17 protein-coding genes and 1 pseudogene are annotated in these 16,406 nt (G+C 44.8%); 3 read left to right on the forward strand and 15 right to left on the reverse strand.

The features are described from left to right. Positions 1-2 precede the first annotated feature (2 nt). From BAZ21_RS02655 to BAZ21_RS29465, 6 genes are all read right to left on the reverse strand, one after another. Complete coding sequence (locus BAZ21_RS02655) at positions 3-443, reverse strand: DUF86 domain-containing protein (RefSeq protein WP_068496779.1); 441 nt, start codon at positions 441-443, stop codon at positions 3-5. Positions 444-467: 24 nt separating this feature from the next. Continuing rightward, on the reverse strand, positions 468-755 hold the full coding sequence (locus BAZ21_RS02660) for a Dabb family protein (RefSeq protein WP_068496781.1): 288 nt from the start codon (positions 753-755) through the stop codon (positions 468-470). Between the two features lie 81 nt (positions 756-836). Then, positions 837-1,262 carry a phage holin family protein gene (locus tag BAZ21_RS02665; RefSeq protein ID WP_068496783.1) on the reverse strand — a complete coding sequence of 142 codons (426 nt, stop codon included), beginning with the start codon at positions 1,260-1,262 and terminating at the stop codon, positions 837-839. A 222-nt stretch (positions 1,263-1,484) separates the two neighbouring features. Next, positions 1,485-2,603 (reverse strand): polysaccharide deacetylase, encoded by a 1,119-nt coding sequence (locus BAZ21_RS02670; RefSeq protein WP_068496785.1) that lies wholly within the window; start codon positions 2,601-2,603, stop codon positions 1,485-1,487. Between the two features lie 634 nt (positions 2,604-3,237). Next, entirely contained in the window at positions 3,238-3,786 is a 549-nt protein-coding gene (locus BAZ21_RS02675; RefSeq protein ID WP_068496787.1) for a hypothetical protein, read from the reverse strand. Between the two features lie 195 nt (positions 3,787-3,981). Continuing rightward, complete coding sequence (locus BAZ21_RS29465; protein ID WP_068496791.1) at positions 3,982-4,164, reverse strand: polymorphic toxin-type HINT domain-containing protein; 183 nt, start codon at positions 4,162-4,164, stop codon at positions 3,982-3,984. Positions 4,165-4,704: 540 nt separating this feature from the next. Between BAZ21_RS29465 and BAZ21_RS02690 the strand changes: the two genes are divergently transcribed. Beyond that, positions 4,705-5,289 (forward strand): helix-turn-helix domain-containing protein, encoded by a 585-nt coding sequence (locus tag BAZ21_RS02690; protein WP_007429779.1) that lies wholly within the window; start codon positions 4,705-4,707, stop codon positions 5,287-5,289. A gap of 211 nt (positions 5,290-5,500) precedes the next feature. Here the strand turns inward: BAZ21_RS02690 and BAZ21_RS02695 are convergent, their stop codons facing one another. The 4 genes from BAZ21_RS02695 to BAZ21_RS02710 form a co-directional block, all read right to left on the reverse strand. Beyond that, positions 5,501-7,198 (reverse strand): ribulokinase, encoded by a 1,698-nt coding sequence (locus BAZ21_RS02695; RefSeq protein ID WP_068496794.1) that lies wholly within the window; start codon positions 7,196-7,198, stop codon positions 5,501-5,503. Next, positions 7,195-7,905 (reverse strand): L-ribulose-5-phosphate 4-epimerase, encoded by a 711-nt coding sequence (gene araD, locus BAZ21_RS02700; protein ID WP_068496795.1) that lies wholly within the window; start codon positions 7,903-7,905, stop codon positions 7,195-7,197. Before araD ends, BAZ21_RS02695 begins: the two co-directional genes overlap by 4 nt. A 358-nt stretch (positions 7,906-8,263) precedes the next feature. Further along, positions 8,264-9,370 carry a GntR family transcriptional regulator gene (locus tag BAZ21_RS02705; RefSeq protein ID WP_068496797.1) on the reverse strand — a complete coding sequence of 369 codons (1,107 nt, stop codon included), beginning with the start codon at positions 9,368-9,370 and terminating at the stop codon, positions 8,264-8,266. Between the two features lie 196 nt (positions 9,371-9,566). Then, positions 9,567-10,718: a sn-glycerol-1-phosphate dehydrogenase gene (locus BAZ21_RS02710; RefSeq protein ID WP_068496799.1), complete on the reverse strand. Its 1,152-nt coding sequence runs from the start codon at positions 10,716-10,718 to the stop codon at positions 9,567-9,569. A gap of 166 nt (positions 10,719-10,884) precedes the next feature. Here BAZ21_RS02710 and BAZ21_RS02715 point away from each other — a divergent pair, with 166 nt between their 5' ends. Then, positions 10,885-11,088 (forward strand): hypothetical protein, encoded by a 204-nt coding sequence (locus BAZ21_RS02715; RefSeq protein ID WP_068496801.1) that lies wholly within the window; start codon positions 10,885-10,887, stop codon positions 11,086-11,088. A 143-nt stretch (positions 11,089-11,231) separates the two neighbouring features. Here BAZ21_RS02715 and fabV read toward each other — a convergent pair whose 3' ends face one another. The 5 genes and pseudogenes from fabV to BAZ21_RS02730 form a co-directional block, all read right to left on the reverse strand. Next, complete coding sequence (gene fabV, locus BAZ21_RS02720) at positions 11,232-12,410, reverse strand: enoyl-ACP reductase FabV (RefSeq protein ID WP_068496803.1); 1,179 nt, start codon at positions 12,408-12,410, stop codon at positions 11,232-11,234. A gap of 523 nt (positions 12,411-12,933) precedes the next feature. Then, on the reverse strand, positions 12,934-13,503 hold the full coding sequence (locus BAZ21_RS02725; RefSeq protein WP_068497077.1) for an HD domain-containing protein: 570 nt from the start codon (positions 13,501-13,503) through the stop codon (positions 12,934-12,936). Positions 13,504-13,620: 117 nt separating this feature from the next. Then, positions 13,621-13,788, reverse strand: coding sequence for a hypothetical protein (locus BAZ21_RS29470; RefSeq protein ID WP_256019483.1), 168 nt, complete (start codon positions 13,786-13,788; stop codon positions 13,621-13,623). A gap of 30 nt (positions 13,789-13,818) precedes the next feature. Further along, positions 13,819-13,926: pseudogene (locus BAZ21_RS30090) on the reverse strand (hypothetical protein); the annotation flags it as partial. 2 nt (positions 13,927-13,928) lie between these two features. Beyond that, positions 13,929-14,672 carry a YggS family pyridoxal phosphate-dependent enzyme gene (locus BAZ21_RS02730; protein ID WP_068496805.1) on the reverse strand — a complete coding sequence of 248 codons (744 nt, stop codon included), beginning with the start codon at positions 14,670-14,672 and terminating at the stop codon, positions 13,929-13,931. A 252-nt stretch (positions 14,673-14,924) separates the two neighbouring features. On the opposite strand from BAZ21_RS02730, the gene pdxR reads away from it, so the two are divergent. Continuing rightward, complete coding sequence (pdxR, locus tag BAZ21_RS02735) at positions 14,925-16,349, forward strand: MocR-like pyridoxine biosynthesis transcription factor PdxR (RefSeq protein ID WP_068496807.1); 1,425 nt, start codon at positions 14,925-14,927, stop codon at positions 16,347-16,349. Positions 16,350-16,406 lie beyond the last annotated feature (57 nt).

Below are 16,406 nucleotides of genomic sequence, written 5' to 3' on the forward strand. Positions count from 1 at the left end.
CTTTACACTCCCTCGGGCCGCGGACCCAATTCCTTATTTAAATAATCATGCACGCTGAAAACAAAATGCTCCAGCAACTCAGGCAGCTTGGGTGTAAGCGGGTGAAGGCTTGTCCGGTCCCAATGAAAATACTCCTGGACCAAGGGTTTACGCAAAGATACCAGTTCTAATAACGAACGAAATACGGTATCATCCAATACGCCTTCCTCATGAATGATACCGATAATATCCTCATAGCTGCTGGCGTCGCGCATAATAAATCCGTCAATGATATAGCTTCCTACGTCCGTTACCGTCTCAATCGCCAGATGAAGGCAGCGCTCCTGCACCAGCCCCTGCAACAAATCGCCGTTCCAGGTGGCAAATATATGGCGGAGTCCTGCGGCAATGTCGGGAACGGCTTCTAGGCGAAGCTCAATTTGTTCCCGGTTGACATAATACAAGTTACTGCACCTCCAGTCATCGCTTTAGATTTCATAATCAACTGCGATAGATACATCCTTCGCTTCATTCATGTGTACAATGATTTCCTGATGCACAGGGTGTACCTGATACGTTTGCAGGTCCTCCAGTGTTTCGACAACAGCTGTAAGGGAAATATCATAAGATCGTTCTGAACGAATTACATCTGTACCTACTTCGAGTGACAGCAATTCTTTGATCTTGCCATCCATGCTGCGCAAAATGGATGCCGTATGCTCAATGCTTTCAGGGGAGCGGTCTTTCAATTTGAACAAAACAATATGTTTAATCATGCGTATAAGCTCCTTATCTTAAAAATGTTCTCTTGAAAATTTTATCATAACGCCCCACATACGGAAAGAAGCATTGTAATTCTAGCGATCTTTTCCTCCATCTTTACCGTCAGACTCCTTGTCCTTCAGCAGGGCAAAAAAATTCTTGAGCTTCGGAGGGAGCGGCAGCCCCAATCGAGAGCAGTTTTCCGTAATAGAGATCAGCTCGTTGGATAAATAAAAATACGTCGCCGCTCCTTTCATAATTTCCGTCCCCATCAGGAGATCCACGTGATGTGCCAAAGAAATCACCATCAGCATCAAAGCTTTTCTCATTAAACCCCAAAAACCGACTTTGCTGCTCAGGCCTTGTCCGCTCTTAATGGCTGCGGCCACTCCTGTCACATAATCAATAGCCATGGCAAACGTGAACAGCACCATCAGCTGATTCCAGCCGCCAAAAGCAAACGTAATAATGGCTCCTGTAGTAGCACAAAACACACTAAACATACTTGGATTAATATTCATACCTATTCCTCCTCTCGGGGCGGTTACTGTAATATATGCAGCGACGCAGCAACCCGCAAAGCCATATGACCTGAATATGGCTGCCAATTCATAGATTCATATAACAAACGCCAAGCGGAGTCTGAGGCACAACAAAAAACCGTGGAATTTATCCACGGTTCTGTAAGCTCGAACGGATGCAAACCATTTAAAAACCGGTTTCCTTCCATCCATTCTATTCAATTAACGATGATCGTTCCAAAAGTTAAGCGGAGTCAGGTTGTTGTTCAATGGCTCGAACGAATAGCCTTCTTTCTGCAAAGCCGCCATAATTTGTGGTAGCACCTTGATCGTAGATGGCTTATCATGCATCAGAACGACTGGTGTTCTGCCCTGCTTTTTCAATCTTCGAATGTCACTTAAAACGGTCTTTACAAAATGCTCGGGATTTTTGGTATAACGCCAATCATTAGAATCTATATTCCAATCCCAAATATGATAGCCTGCACCTGTCAGTTGGTCGCGGTAGGCTTTCTTCAAATACGGTTTGCTGCCATAAGGCGTACGAATTAGAGAAGTGCGTTTCCCAGTTGCCTGGAATAAAATCTCATTATCCTGATTCATTTCTGCAAGTGCTGCTGCAGGAGATGCATAGATTTTCTTCACCTGATGACTCATTCCGTGTAAGCCCAGACTATGCCCCTCTTCTACCATTCTCTTCATCACAGCACTATGTTGACGAATTTCCGGTCCTAGCATGAAAAAAGTAGCCTTGGCATTATATTTGTCCAGAATATCCAGTAGCTGCGCAGTGTGCGCTGTAGGACCATCGTCGAAGCTCAAATAAATCGTACGGCTGGATGAGGAAGCATTCCCCGTGTTGCCTGGCTTGACAGTTGCATGCTGCTTAATTTCCGCTGCAAATGTATTCACAAATTGTGCATCAGACAAGCTTGCATTTGCGTTCTGAATTCGATACAGATTACTTGACGGAAGCGTAATGGTAAATCCGAACGCATCTGCCAAAGTGCGAATTGGCACCATCGTGCGTCCTCCACGTTCGAAAACATCACCTTGGGTCAAACTCAGCGTAAAGCTGCGGTTATGTCCCGTCAATATCAGTGTGTTCCCGCTAGCCGAAGCAGAAATGCCCATCTTTTGCCCTAATATAACGATAGGTACATACAACTTGTCATTTTTCATCACTGGCTGAATCGTATTGGAATCTAGTAACACATCATTGACGCCCAACAAAGGAGCCTTAGCTTGTGCACTCGCCGTATTCGTATGTATACCCAGCAGCCCCAAACAACAGATTGCCATCAAGCATACTGCCATCCATCTTACTTTTAAAAACTTCATCCACTACACCATCCTGTGCTGTATTTTATTATCTGCGGGAGCTATCTCTAGCTTGTCTATGAAGTTATACAGACATGACGATATAGACATTCACTCAACATTTAGAACATAAACGCATCTCAACTGACTGAATCCAAACGTCTTTTCGTCCCCCATATATATTAATAGATTACCAGACTATAGTAAGTAAACATAGTAAAACAATTTGACAACAATCTCGCAACCCCCTTGCCCGAGAGGTTACAAAGTTGTGAATAAATCCATTGAGTTAAATACCCTCTTTGTAGTCGGTCCAAGTAACTCTCTACCTCGCCCGTATTCTCATTCTTGGAAAGAACCCGATCCCCGACTTTAATGTCCTCGATTGGTTTCTCCCCTTCGTTAGTTATAAACTTAACTTAAACGGGCTGTTCGTTGTGATTTTATTTACAATTTCAATATATTTCGGAAAAACCGTAGAAAACGAAGGTAAGGTATTCTGAGCAAAACATGGCCGTAAGGGATGATGAGGGTTAAGTTCTTTCAGGACATGCTACCCAATTCATTCGGCACTGGGTGTACCTTTAAAGTTTTAAATGAAAACAAAAAGAAACCCACTAATATTCTTAGTGGGCGCATAACAACAATAAATCATTTAACTGCTGTAAGGATAATAAGACGATAAATCTTCGAATAAACAATTATAAACACTAGATGTGTCTTCCTGTAATTCTAAAACTATCCCCGGAACTGCTTTAGTCAACTCAACGTCATCTAATAACGCATATCCTTTGCCGCTGAGAAATCCTTTAATTTTTTCATCATACATATTTTGATTCGGAAGAAAGGGAACATTACTACTTTGTACAACAACCCTATTATCCTTTATTTCATATTTTAGATACTTAACCACCACATACGGTGCAATTACTGACATCTGTACGTCAACTCTGTAAACATTGCCGTTTCCAGTGATAAATTGCTCAAATTGTTGACTACCAATAGGAGAGTCAATATCGGATAAATTTATGCAAATACTAAAACACTTTGAATAATTAAAATCCGTCATATTCTCAATATGTTTGCCTACGAAGAGTTCTTTGAAGTTCTGTAAATAATAGTCTCTATCCACATAGGATGATAGAAGAAACGATAAGTCACCATTTTTATATACATTCTCTATAACTTTTATTATATCCGCCAAAATAGTTCCCCTCCTTAATCAACAGGATAACCGTGAAGATTCCCTTTACCATCAATATGAACCTTTATCCTTATTGTACCATTATCCCAAATCTTAACGGTACCGTCCGGCTTGACAACTGCGCCATTCAACCAAGCTCGTTGGGTAGGTTCAACTCCATTTTGTCCGTCCGCCCACTGAGACTTACCTGATACGTTAACCAATATTATGAACCCATATACTCAAATCGCTTACAAAATACGTGTGGAAATCGGCAACAGTAAAGTTATACACCTTAACTTTTTCATCGTGCTTTACAATATTGATTTTATCAATCGTTAAGGTATTTCCGTTACTCTGCTGTAGCTTATCCCCAATCTGCAAGTCTGCCGCTAGCACCCATCCTTTGCCTTCAACCCAAAACAGATGATTGTCGGTTGTCTCAATGACTTGGTTACCTACTGTAAGTTCATAGATGATTTCCTTTCATTTCGATACAGATGCGTGACTTCCTTGTAAGCCTGCTCACCAGTCTCTTCATTCTTGGAAAGAACCTTATTACCTACCTCAATCAGACATGCACAGCAAAGCGTTAAATGCCAAAATGGTTGTAAGAAACCATATCATTACCTTTTTATAATGCATCTAGCTGTATAATCCTCCTTTTTCTCGTTGCAAAAATTACATGCCGAGCTGCAAAACCCACTTTTCTCTCTATATATCCTTACAATCATAAGAAAAGAACATATTACCTCCATTTCCACAAATAATGTTACTTTTTAAGTATTGACACCTTAAACTTCCAATTTTATAGGCCTAATGGTCCTTATTTTCCATAAACCGGTTAAGCCCATGGGATTAAAAGAAAATCGGGAGAAGAGTCACTTGCAAAGCCCCCTTCGGATATAGTAGTATGTGTTTAAAAAAATCGGAGGATATATGCCTAAACAACAAGACAAACATTCCATTCAGGCGTGGTCTCTGATCAATCGCAAATATTTGGGAAAAGGTGTGCGTGTCAAACGTTTTCGCAAGCCAACACGCTGTCAAGTACGCAATCGCGTTCTGCTTGCCGTTCTGATGGCGAATGACATTAAACTGTCCCAACTTGCCGAGGAGCTTTCCATCTCCTCACGCAGCGTGAGCGCGTGGGTATATGAGGGCCGTATTCCTGGCAACACCAATCTGGAAAAGACGTGTAATACACTTGGTTATCCGCACCATATTTTGTTTAATGAAGAGGTTGTTCGGCGTTCACCGCTCATCTGTCAACCAGCGCCGTCTCGTTTTATGAAACGGACTGTAACTCGTTCTCCGGTCAAAAATCGGATCTTGGCGGGTCTATGCATGGTTCATGATATTTCGGTGACCGATGTCAGTCATTGGATTGGCGTCCATCCCGGCACATTCCGAAAATGGTTGCACCAGGGTACCGTTCCTTCCCAAACCTTCCAGGATCAGGCGGAACAGTTTTTCCGTATTCCAAAATCCATTTTGTTTGCTGATGCCATGCTGAAAAAGTAAAAATGTCCCTTAAAACGAAACGGATGTACTTTTTATGAAAGTCTTTGAAAGGAACGCATTACCATCTTTCATTTGATGAGACTTTCACACCATGTGATTCACACAATATAACAAGCAAAAAAAGCACAGTTTGCCGATTTCTCGGCGTACTGTGCTTTTTTAGATACCATAGAGCCTCACGAGGCTTCTGGTTTATATGTTCTTTAACTACTTAAGATTGAGTGCTTGCCACTTCTGATGAACGTCCGGCTTCTTCCTTGATGGCCTTCAGCTTTTTCATGACCGGGTTGCCTCCACGTCCAAAGTAGTCGTGAAGACGGCTGTATTCCTCGTACAGCTTATCATAGATGGCCGCGTTCTCAGGGATCGGCTTAAAGCTTTCGTCCCGTACACGCGCCATATGGCGCGCTGCTTCGACGATATCGTCATATCCCCCGGCTTTAGCTCCCGCAGCCACGGCCGCGAACATAGCCGCGCCCAGCGCAGGAGTTTGGGTAGAAGCTGCGACCTTAATCTCACGTCCAGTTACATCGGCATATATTTGCATCAACAAACGGTTTTTCTGCGGCAACCCACCGCAAGCGTACAATACGTCTACCGGTACGCCGTTATGATGGAACGCATCGACAATTTTACGTGTTCCGAACGCTGTTGCTTCCAGCAATGTACGATACACTTCCTCTGGTTTCGTCAGCAGCGTATACCCGACAATCAGACCTGTCAGGTTGGTATCAACCAGCACAGAACGGTTACCGTTCCACCAGTCCAGCGCCAGCAATCCGGTTTCACCCGGTTTATATTCAGCCGCTTTACGCTCCAGCCATACATGGACGTTTACGCCTTCCGCAGCGGCCTGCTCCTTCACCTCAGCCGGAACAGCATGCTCCACGAACCATGCGAAAATATCTCCTACTGCCGATTGTCCAGCCTCATATCCGTAATAGCCCGGGATAATGCCGTTCTCTACAACGCCGCACATACCTTCTACTTCTTTTTCTTCCTCGCCAAGCAGCATATGACAAATAGAAGTTCCCATCGCCATGACCAGCTTGCCTGGTGTAACCACGCCTACTGCCGGAACAGCCGCATGCGCATCCACATTCCCTACCGCTACCGCTGTTCCCGGGTTCAGGCCGAGTTTTGCAGCCATTTCTTCTGTCAATCCACCTGCCCGACTGCCCAAATCATAAATCTCACCGCGAAGCTTCGTATCCGCCAGATTTTCCAGACGCGGATCAAGCGCCTTAAAAAATTCACGGTCCGGATAACCATCGCGGTGATGGTAAATGGACTTGTAGCCAGCTGTACACTGATTGCGTTTCAGTTCTCCACTCAGCTGAGAAATAACCCAGTCGGTCGCTTCCACAAAACGATCAGTTTGATCATAAATGTCCGGTGCCTCATTCAGAATTTGCCAGATTTTTGCGATCATCCATTCAGACGAAATTTTTCCTCCATAGCGGGGTTGAAACGCCTCTCCGCGCTGCGAAGCAATTTCATTCAAACGATCCGCTTCATCCTGTGCTGCATGGTGCTTCCACAGTTTTACCCAGCTATGCGGGTTATCCTTCAGCTTCTCGTCAAAGCACAGCGGTTGCCCTTGTGCGTCGATCGGCAGCATCGTACAGGCCGTAAAATCAATTCCGATCCCGATGATGTCATCTGGAGAAATTCCCGTTTCCTTCATGACAGCAGGTACAGAAGTGGTCAGCACTTCAATATAATCAGCCGGATGCTCCAGCGCCCAGTCCATTTCCAGCTTTCGTCCGCTACCTGGCAGCACTTCATCAATAACCCCATGGCGATATGGTGTTACATGTGTAGCAATTTCGGCTCCGTTTGACAGGTCAACAATGACCGCACGGCCGGACTCGGTTCCATAATCGACACCAATGGTATACTTGCTCATTTGTGCGCCTCCTCCTTTTTCGTTTGGCCGTAATAAGCGTTTGCCCCATGCTTGCGCAGAAAATGCTTATCCAGCAACGCCTGATCCATCGAGGTTAATTCCGGATTCAGGATGAAGGAACGGTACGCCATTTTGGCGACTTCCTCCAGCACAACTGCATTATGAACTGCATCATGAGCATTTTTACCCCAAGTGAACGGCGCATGCTGATTCACGAGTACACCCGGGATGTCTGTTGGACTAATATCCTTAAAGGTCTCAATGATCACATTCCCTGTCTCCAGCTCATATTCCCCGGCAATCTCCTCCGAAGTCATCGCACGCGTACATGGAACTGTCCCATAAAAATAGTCACCTTGAGTTGTACCTAACGCCGGAATCGCACGTCCTGCTTGCGCCCAGCTTGTAGCCCAGGAAGAGTGGGTATGCACAATGCCTCCAATTTGCGGGAAAGCACGGTACAACGCCAAATGTGTAGGTGTATCTGACGAAGGGCGAAGATCACCTTCAACAATGTCACCTTGAAGATTAAGCACAACCAATTGCTCGGCTTTCAGGTCTTCATAGGCCACACCGCTTGGCTTGATAACAACCAATCCCTGCTCACGGTCGATACCGCTTACATTTCCCCAAGTAAAAGTAACCAGACCATGCTTTGGAAGAGCCAGATTGGCTTCCCATACTTCCTTTTTCAATTGTTCCAACATGTATAAGACACTCCTTTTACTATCATTTCTGAAATCTGCAATGGAAGTGACTGAACCCAACTTCTGATAAAAATGACAGGAGGGTCGTTATGACCCTTTATCCTTGGTTCCGCTTTCATTATACACTTGTACGTACAACTTAGCCAGTCTTTTTTTATGTCTTTTTTCGATCAATTTCCACACCTGTTTTCAGAAAAAACATAGCAAAAACAGCCTATTTTCTGCAATTGAGAAAACAGACTGTTAGTGTGACGAGAAGTGCGGCGAGAGTTATGCCGATAAAATATACCGCTTTGAAGCCGTATACTCACTAACTTGTCCTTACATGTTAATAAATAAAAGCAACTGATATTTTATCCTACATTTCCCGGGCATTTCCCGGCGCTGGCCCTGTGGATTCGCGAACAATGAGCTCAGACGGTATAATCCACTGACGATCCTCTTCACGATAGCCCTTCTCTTCAATCATCGACAGCATGGTATCGGCAGCACGCAGCCCCAATTCTTCCTTGGGATGTCGAATGGTCGTTAGCTTGATTTCCGTTGCTGTCGCCAAAAATGAATCATCAAACCCAACCAGCGATAAGTCATTGGGAATGCTCAGGCCCGCCGAACGCACAATATCCAGTAGTCGGACAGCCAGCTCATCATTATAGGTCACCCATCCGGTCGGACGCTCCCCCGCCTCCATCGTCAACAGATCCGATGCACGTTGTAACGGAAGCTCATTTTTTTCTTCTGTCCGGTAAGTCGTTATTGCATTCGGGTGTAATGTCACCCCATATTTGCGGTGAGCAGCCACAAACCCCTTCATACGCAGAATTCCCTGCATATCATCGGTTTTGAAAAATCCGGCCAACCGTCGGTGTCCCAGCTTGATCAAATGCTCAGCCGCCAAAAAACCACCCTTTTCATCATCCACACGCAGACAAGGCGCATCCATTTCCTCATAACGCGCATTGATCATCAAATAAGGGATTTGGCGATTTTCCACGGTCAAGTAATAATTCAAATTGGGATTGCGCTCCCCGCTTTTGGTCGGTTCAATAATAATTCCGCTCAGCGGCTGACTCAGCAGCATTTCCAGACACTGGCGTTCCTGCTCGGGGTCATTCCCTGTGCTGGACAGCAGCAGCTTGTAGCCCTGACGGCTTAATTTGGATTCAATCCCCTGTACAATAGAGGGAAAAATATAATCGGATATATAGGTCGTAACCACCCCAATCGTCCGTGGATCTTCGGGTTGTTTACGATCCCGTGTCGCGACAAAGGTCCCTTTGCCCTGCATGCGAAACAGCCAGCCTTCCTGTACCAGCTCGCCCAGCGCCTGACGCACCGTTTGCCGACTAACGGCAAATTGCTCAGACATCTCATGTTCAGATGGAAGCTGGCTTTGAGGCTCCAGTTTGGATGAATGAATCCATGATAAAATTTCCTGTTTAACTTGTATATATTTGGGCGCCATAATTTCCTCCGTACTTGCAATATCGTGTACCCGTTTCGTATTCCACGATTATAGCATATCGTTCATTTGTACATACAAATGTTATAGGACCAGGATATTGTTGTATAGCCGCCGGAGGCGTAAACCCATTCACAATCCTTTCCTTTGCTACGCATGCTTGGCTAAATATCTAAAGGGCATCTGCAGAGCTTGCACATTACGAACGCAGCAGTTGATGCTCATTCATATACTTGAGCCCTGTGTAGCGGTCACGCAAAGTATGGGCCGTGCGCAAAGCACGAGCAAGCTGTTCCTCCGTAACTCCAAGCTCGGCAATAGTGGACGGGCCACCGACCTGAGCGAGCCATGCACGCATCTGTTCCGATGCAGGCAAGTCCCGATATATTTTAAAAGCCTCCTCATCCTGACTGGCAGCCAATTCCCTGTACATGTCAGACAACAAGGCGGAAGCTACGCCCACTTTAGCACCATGCAAAACCTGCTTGCGTCCCTCTGCAATAAAATCCATTTCAATTCGGTGGGAAATATGGTGTTCTCCTCCCGACGCTGGACGCGAATGATCGATCATCAGCATCGAAATGCCGGATGCAATCAGCGCGTTCATTAGCACCTCAACGCCTGCCTTGCTGCCTGCCGCAATTTCATCAACATGCTCTACACAAGCATGCAAAGCCTCTTCGGTGATCCGGTTAGCCACGGGTGAATACGGCTCATTCCCCAAATCTCTGGATACATGCCAATCCGCTAATGAGGTGAATTTCCCGAGCATATCGCCAAAGCCTGCGGCAGTCATCGTCTGTGGTGCACTCGCCAGTACGGACAGATCCGCAAAGATCGCTTCTGGCGGAACCGCCTGAAATGTCTGCTTGCTGCCGTCTACGATCAGCGGCGCACCTGCCGAGGTAAAACCGTCTACGGAGGCGGCCGTCGGTATGGACAAGAACGGACGATTCATTTTATAGCATACGAAGCGAACCAGATCGTGAATCGTACCGGAGCCTACAGCCAGTACAGCCTGACTCTGATCTTTCACGCCTAGCAGCACCTTCATAATGTAGGTTTCATCGGCAATAACATCTCCCACAGCATTGGGAGGCAGCCGTACGATATCAACCGTCAACCCTGCCTCACGTATCAGCTTAGCCACCTTTTCGCCTGCCGCTGCCGAAGTATGCTCATCCTCTACCAAGGTTACATGACGATACCCCTGTTGGTTCAAATAAGGGACGACAGCTTCAAGCGCTCCATCACGCACCTCGATAAACAGCTCTACCTTGCGGTGGGGGTGATCAGCGTTGCTTGCCTGCGCCTCTGCGTTCCACTGCTTGATCTGCTCATTCATATTCATTTCATCAGCCTCCTGAAAAGGAATAATTTGCATAAAAATGACCCATATTGATAAAAGATTCAGTTTGAAAACGATTACCACTTAATTGTACGCACAAGTTCATACTCAAGTCCAGAGAAAAAGTACAAGTTACTATACTATTCATACATTAGAGAGGAAAATGATTATGAAATTTAGTACAGACACTGCCTGCGCGCTTGGATTACTGGCAGGTACGACTTTTGGCAGCGGTATTGCTTTTCTGTTCGGTTGGCAAGCCTATCAAGCTCTGACTTCTGTCAGCGTCTTTGGCATTGCTGGAATTATCATCACCATTGCTGTTTTTCGCTTGCTTCACCGCAAGTCGCTTTCTTCGTCCAATTCCCGATAAATTCAATTCGGTGGAATAACTCGCAATTTGCATCTGCCCGCATACATAAGAGGATTTTGCAAAAATCCTGATAAAAAAACGGGCCACACAAGCTATTTGCATCGCTTGAGTGTACCCGTTTTTATTTGACTCATATTTGATTCTTAATGGGTGTGAACCTCTGGATCAACATCCAATTCATAATCAATTTCTTCAAACCCAAATCCAAATAATTGAAGGAAATCTAGACGGTACTGTTCGAGATCGCCCCGTTCAGACACGTTTTCTGTAGTGATCTCGGACCAGGCAGCTTTGACAGCCTCCTGCACATCCTCTCTCATTTCCCAGTTATCCAGACGAATGCGCCCTTCCTCATCGGTTTCCACAGCTGACCCGCTATACAGTTTTTCGAACAGACGCTGCGCCTGCTCAATGCATCCCTCATGCAATCCCTTTTCTTTCATGACCTTAAACAGTAAGGAAATATACAGAGGCACAACAGGAATAGCCGAACTCGATTGTGTAACCAGAGCTTTATTTACAGAAACGTAGGCTTTACCACGATAACGCTCCAGTTGTTTCGTTAACGTATGCGCTGTAGCTTCCAAATCGTTTTTGGCTTGACCAATCGTTCCTTTACGATAAATGGCCTCCGTGATCTCCGGACCAATATACGAGTAAGCCAGTGTGGCTACCCCATCAGCCAGCAAATCAGCTTCCTCCAGCGCCTTGAGCCATAAGGACCAATCTTCGCCCCCCATGACCGTGATGGTGTTCTCAATTTCCTCCTGCGTAGCCGGTTCCAGCGTAATTTCCGATACGATACCTGTATTCGTATTCACCGTTTTATTCGTAAACGGCTGTCCGATCGGCTTGAGAACGGAACTGAATGTTTCGCCAGTATCCGGATGAGTCCGCCGTGGTGAAGCGACACTATATACAATCAGGTCTACCTTGCCCAGCTTTTCCTTCACCAGCTTCAACGTCTCTTGCTTAATTTCATGGGAAAATGCATCTCCATTAATGCTTTCCGCTATGTAGCCAGCCGCTCTGGCTGCTCTTTCAAAGGCCACCGTGTTATACCAGCCTGCTGAAGCCGTGCGTCCCTCTGCTGCAGGACGTTCAAAGGATACCCCAATGGTATCAGCCCCCATGCCAAAGCTCGCAGCAATGCGGGAAGCCAGCCCATAGCCGGTGGATGCCCCGATTACGAGTACCTTTTTAGCTCCTTGTATAGCCGTGCTGTCTTTGATGTAATCGATTTGACGATTGACATGAGTCGCACATCCTGTAGGATGCGCAGTCGTACATATGAAACCACGGATTTTCGGTTTAATAATCATTGTAAATATCCCCCTATTTTGGCATTCACTTAAGTTCGATGGAATGGTTGCCCAGTCATAACTATATAGTAAAATAGCTTGCGGCTCAACCTAGATTACAGCTACAAACACATATTTTCCAGCTCTATTAAATTGTCCGTATGGTCAATGCTATATTTGAATGTACACGGAAACCGTTCTTTTCGACAGATTAACAAGTTATACTTCCATTTTATCAAAGACCGCTCTTTATTTGTTGTAATCATCAGGGGAAATCCCTCAGACATTTGTATGACTTTTGAGACAACCCAACCTCAAATAAAAAAGGTTCGCAATTACTGGATAAGCAATTCACGAACCATACTTGTAAAGTGATGCGGTCGAGAGGACTCGAACCTCCACAGGAGGTTAGCCCACACGGACCTGAATCGCGCATGCGATTGGGAGCTAAGAGGAGCGGCCAATATGCTGTCCGGTGAATCCACACGTAAGCCACGCAATAAAGTGCCAGCACCTTTCAAGCTCAAACCTAAAGTTCGTAATGTTAAAGAAAATCTCTTTCATCTTTTAAATTGTTTGGATCAATACCAGCAGCCATCAATTTTTTTTCACCTTCAGCTTCAATTAACTCTTTTAATTGGGATAAAACAGGATCGAAATCTGTATGTTTTCCAAGCATAAATGTCATTTTATGTTCAATAGACAGCCACGTTTCAATAGGTGCCTCATTATGCTGTATTTGAGCTTCTAGTTTATCCAACGCATTCGCTACTTTTGCTTCATATGTCTCTTTTTCTTCAAATTCAAACCACAGCTCATAAAATTGTTGCCCATTTTCGTCATCTAAAGTATCACGTATTTTTTCAATTGCGAGTATCTCATTCTTTCTTTTTATAGCTTTCCTTTCAGGACTATTCATTGTTTCGAAAGCAGGAATATCTGTTGCATAAGCTTCCACCAAGTCATGAATTATCAACATTTTTAAAAGTCGCTCACTATTTAATTTTCTTGGTAAATAAGGTTCTATAGCCATTGCCATAAGTGTAGTTAGCCAAGTGTGTTCTGCAACACTTTCTCTACGTCCATTGGACAACCAGCTATGTCGAAGCTCCATTTTCAGTTTTTCGCCTAACTTTATAATCTCCAGTACATTTTTTAATTTTTCCAAAATTATCACCTGCTTCTAAATGATTCTGATTACTAAATTAATAAAGACTCAATCAGTTAAGCACTATTCTGAAAGGTTGCTGCTATCTCCTTCAAGCTTCCGGCTCCTACAGTCCACCATATAAAGGAAATTGATCTCTCGTACTTTTCCAAAAATCTGTTCTTTAACCGTCGAGCTCTTGGGATTTTTCAAGGCAAGTCCAATAAGCTGGGCAATTCCTTTCATTTCCATACGCCCTAATCCTCTAGATGTCATAGCAGGAGTCCCAAAACGAATGCCACTCGTTACTAACGGACTTGCAGTATCATGAGGAATAGCATTTTTATTAGCGGACCTCCTTGTGACCCAGGAAACATTGTTATTAATAATCTCTAGTCATCATGCTTTACTTTCTCATTCCAATAATATTCATCCGGCAAATATCGTTGGCCAAATACACTTGTCCCTACGCGGATGATCGTGGCCCCTTCTTCAATGGCTACCTTGAAATCTCCGGACATTCCCATCGAAAGGATGTCCATTTCTACACGCGGGATATCTTTTTCCTTAATTTGTGTTTGAATAGACTTTAATAATTGGAAACAGTGGCGAGTCTCGTCGTTTGTAGCACCTAGCTTCCCAATTGTCATCAAGCCTTTTATATTCAGCGTTTCGAACTGGGACAACTGTTCCACCAGCTCCATTGCGGACTCAGGCGAAGCGCCAAATTTGCTTTCTTCGTAGGACGTATTGATTTGCACCAATATATCCATGGTTTTATTCTCTTTGAGAAGTTGATTGTGCAACGCCTGTCCCAACTTCAAACGGTCTACAGAATGAATGAGCGTTACATATTTGACAACATCTTTTACTTTATTTGTTTGCAGATGTCCAATGAAATGCCATTCCACCTGTTCATATTGCTGCATAAGCGGGAACTTGCCCCGCAGCTCTTGTGCTTTATTCTCACCAAATAAGGTTTCGCCAGCTTGCATAGCCATTTCTAATTTTTCAATTGGCACCGTTTTGGTCGCCAACAACAATTTCACATCTACTATTTTACGACCTGAAGCTTGACAAGCTAATTTCATTTGTTCCCTTACGGTTTGAAGGTTCTCTTGGACTAAATGATTCATGTTCTACCCTCTTTCTATTCTTTGTACGCTTTTGTTTGCCATATGACCATAATAGAAATCAGTACGTTCATCATGAACAAGCTGGTTTCTCCTCTGTGATCGACCCCGTTCGTGTTCCATTGTAAGGGCGAAGAGCTTTATGCTAGTATATCAACAGATGGATTGGTTATATATATCCAAAACATATCTATTCCAGCAGTCCAAAACTATAGATGATGTCTGTTTATTCTAGGAAGGCAGGGATGCGAATTCATGAAAGTAGATCGCACCAACACAAGACCCATATGGCAGCAATTGCTTGACCAGGCTATAGAACATATTACAAATGGCGTTTGGAAGCCTGGTGAAGTCCTGCCACCTTCTCGGGAGCTTGCTAAACAGTTAGGAGTTTCTCGTTCAACCGTACAAATTGTTTATGAAGAACTACTTACCCGGGGTTATACAGTGACCTCGCGTCGCGGGGGAACACGCGTAAATGATTGGAGTCAGATTGCGGGCAAACAAAAAGAAGGTTTGGCTTCGCCTATTCCTCCGCAGCTCCCTGATCTGCCTCATCTCGTTGATCAGTCACAACAATGGTTCAGAAGCAAAGATAACCTGAATTCGGTTATTGACTTTAGCCCCTATCAACCTTATTTGGATTCGCACTTTCAAAATGCTTGGCGCAAGTCCTATTTGAATGCCTCTTCAGAATTAAGCGCATCCTCATGGTCTTATGGGGATGCTTATGGATTTGAGCCTTTGCGCAAACAAATCCAACGCTATTTATCCCTTGAACGTGGCATTCACGTTCAAACAAACCAAATTTTGTTGACATCCGGAGCACAGCAAAGTATTGATCTCATCGCTCAAGCCCTCTTAACCCAGGGTGACACGGTTTCGGTCGAAGATCCCGGCTACCCTGTGGCATGGATGACGATGAGATACCGGTACATGAAGGTTGCTCCAGTTCCAGTTGATGAATATGGCCTTGTCGTGGAGAAGGTGCCGCCTGAAGCCAAACTTATTTTTGTCACTCCGGCTCATCAATGTGCCGTTGGTGTGATGCTATCGGCACCGCGCAGGCAGCAGCTTTTGCATAAAGCCGCACAACAACGAGCCTGGATTATTGAAGATGATTATGACAGTGAGTTTCGATACCGCGGCGAACCGGTGCCGACTTTATATAGCCAGCTTCCACAAAATTGTCTTTACTTAATGAGTTTCTCAAAATTGACTGCACCAGGCATTCGAATATCTGTTGTTATTGGACCTACAGAAGCGATTGCTCAGCTGGCTCGCGTTCAAGCGTTTACCTATCGCCATCTTCCCATCATGGAACAAGTAACGCTGACACATTTCATTGAGCACGGCTATTTCATGCGCCATATGCGACGAGTTCGAAATATCTATCGCCGGCGGCACGAAATCATACAAAAGTCAATTGTGGCAAGTGGCCTTGGGGATAAATTTACATTGAGCGGGATTGAAACGGGTCTCCATGTATTTCTGGAAGCTGATGAATGTTTTGATGAGGATACGATGACCCGCCGTGCGCTTCAACGGGGAGTTCGTGTGCATCAACTCCATTCCTACTGCTTGGAGAGCAGACGCAAAGGATGGGTGTTGGGTTTTGCAAAGGTAGACGAGGGACTCATTGAGGAAGGAATATATCGACTGGCTGAAACGGTCTTATAAAAATATGTGAAGATCATTCATCACGGTGATTCCGTGATGAAATGCGTTTTACTTCAA

The organism is Paenibacillus kribbensis (assembly GCF_001705305.1).
In the GTDB taxonomy this organism is placed as follows: domain Bacteria; phylum Bacillota; class Bacilli; order Paenibacillales; family Paenibacillaceae; genus Paenibacillus; species Paenibacillus kribbensis_B.

Bases quoted from the DNA above. Each gene is read 5' to 3' on its own strand.
- BAZ21_RS02660 (WP_068496781.1), bottom strand. From the start codon at position 755: ATGATTAAACATATTGTTTTGTTCAAATTGAAAGACCGCTCCCCTGAA.
- BAZ21_RS02665 (WP_068496783.1), bottom strand. From the start codon at position 1,262: ATGAATATTAATCCAAGTATGTTTAGTGTGTTTTGTGCTACTACAGGA.
- BAZ21_RS02670 (WP_068496785.1), bottom strand. From the start codon at position 2,603: ATGAAGTTTTTAAAAGTAAGATGGATGGCAGTATGCTTGATGGCAATC.
- BAZ21_RS02690 (WP_007429779.1), top strand. From the start codon at position 4,705: ATGCCTAAACAACAAGACAAACATTCCATTCAGGCGTGGTCTCTGATC.
- BAZ21_RS02695 (WP_068496794.1), bottom strand. From the start codon at position 7,198: ATGAGCAAGTATACCATTGGTGTCGATTATGGAACCGAGTCCGGCCGT.
- araD (WP_068496795.1), bottom strand. From the start codon at position 7,905: ATGTTGGAACAATTGAAAAAGGAAGTATGGGAAGCCAATCTGGCTCTT.
- BAZ21_RS02705 (WP_068496797.1), bottom strand. From the start codon at position 9,370: ATGGCGCCCAAATATATACAAGTTAAACAGGAAATTTTATCATGGATT.
- BAZ21_RS02710 (WP_068496799.1), bottom strand. From the start codon at position 10,718: ATGAATATGAATGAGCAGATCAAGCAGTGGAACGCAGAGGCGCAGGCA.
- BAZ21_RS02715 (WP_068496801.1), top strand. From the start codon at position 10,885: ATGAAATTTAGTACAGACACTGCCTGCGCGCTTGGATTACTGGCAGGT.
- fabV (WP_068496803.1), bottom strand. From the start codon at position 12,410: ATGATTATTAAACCGAAAATCCGTGGTTTCATATGTACGACTGCGCAT.
- BAZ21_RS02725 (WP_068497077.1), bottom strand. From the start codon at position 13,503: ATGGAGCTTCGACATAGCTGGTTGTCCAATGGACGTAGAGAAAGTGTT.
- BAZ21_RS29470 (WP_256019483.1), bottom strand. From the start codon at position 13,788: ATGGAAATGAAAGGAATTGCCCAGCTTATTGGACTTGCCTTGAAAAAT.
- BAZ21_RS02730 (WP_068496805.1), bottom strand. From the start codon at position 14,672: ATGAATCATTTAGTCCAAGAGAACCTTCAAACCGTAAGGGAACAAATG.
- pdxR (WP_068496807.1), top strand. From the start codon at position 14,925: ATGAAAGTAGATCGCACCAACACAAGACCCATATGGCAGCAATTGCTT.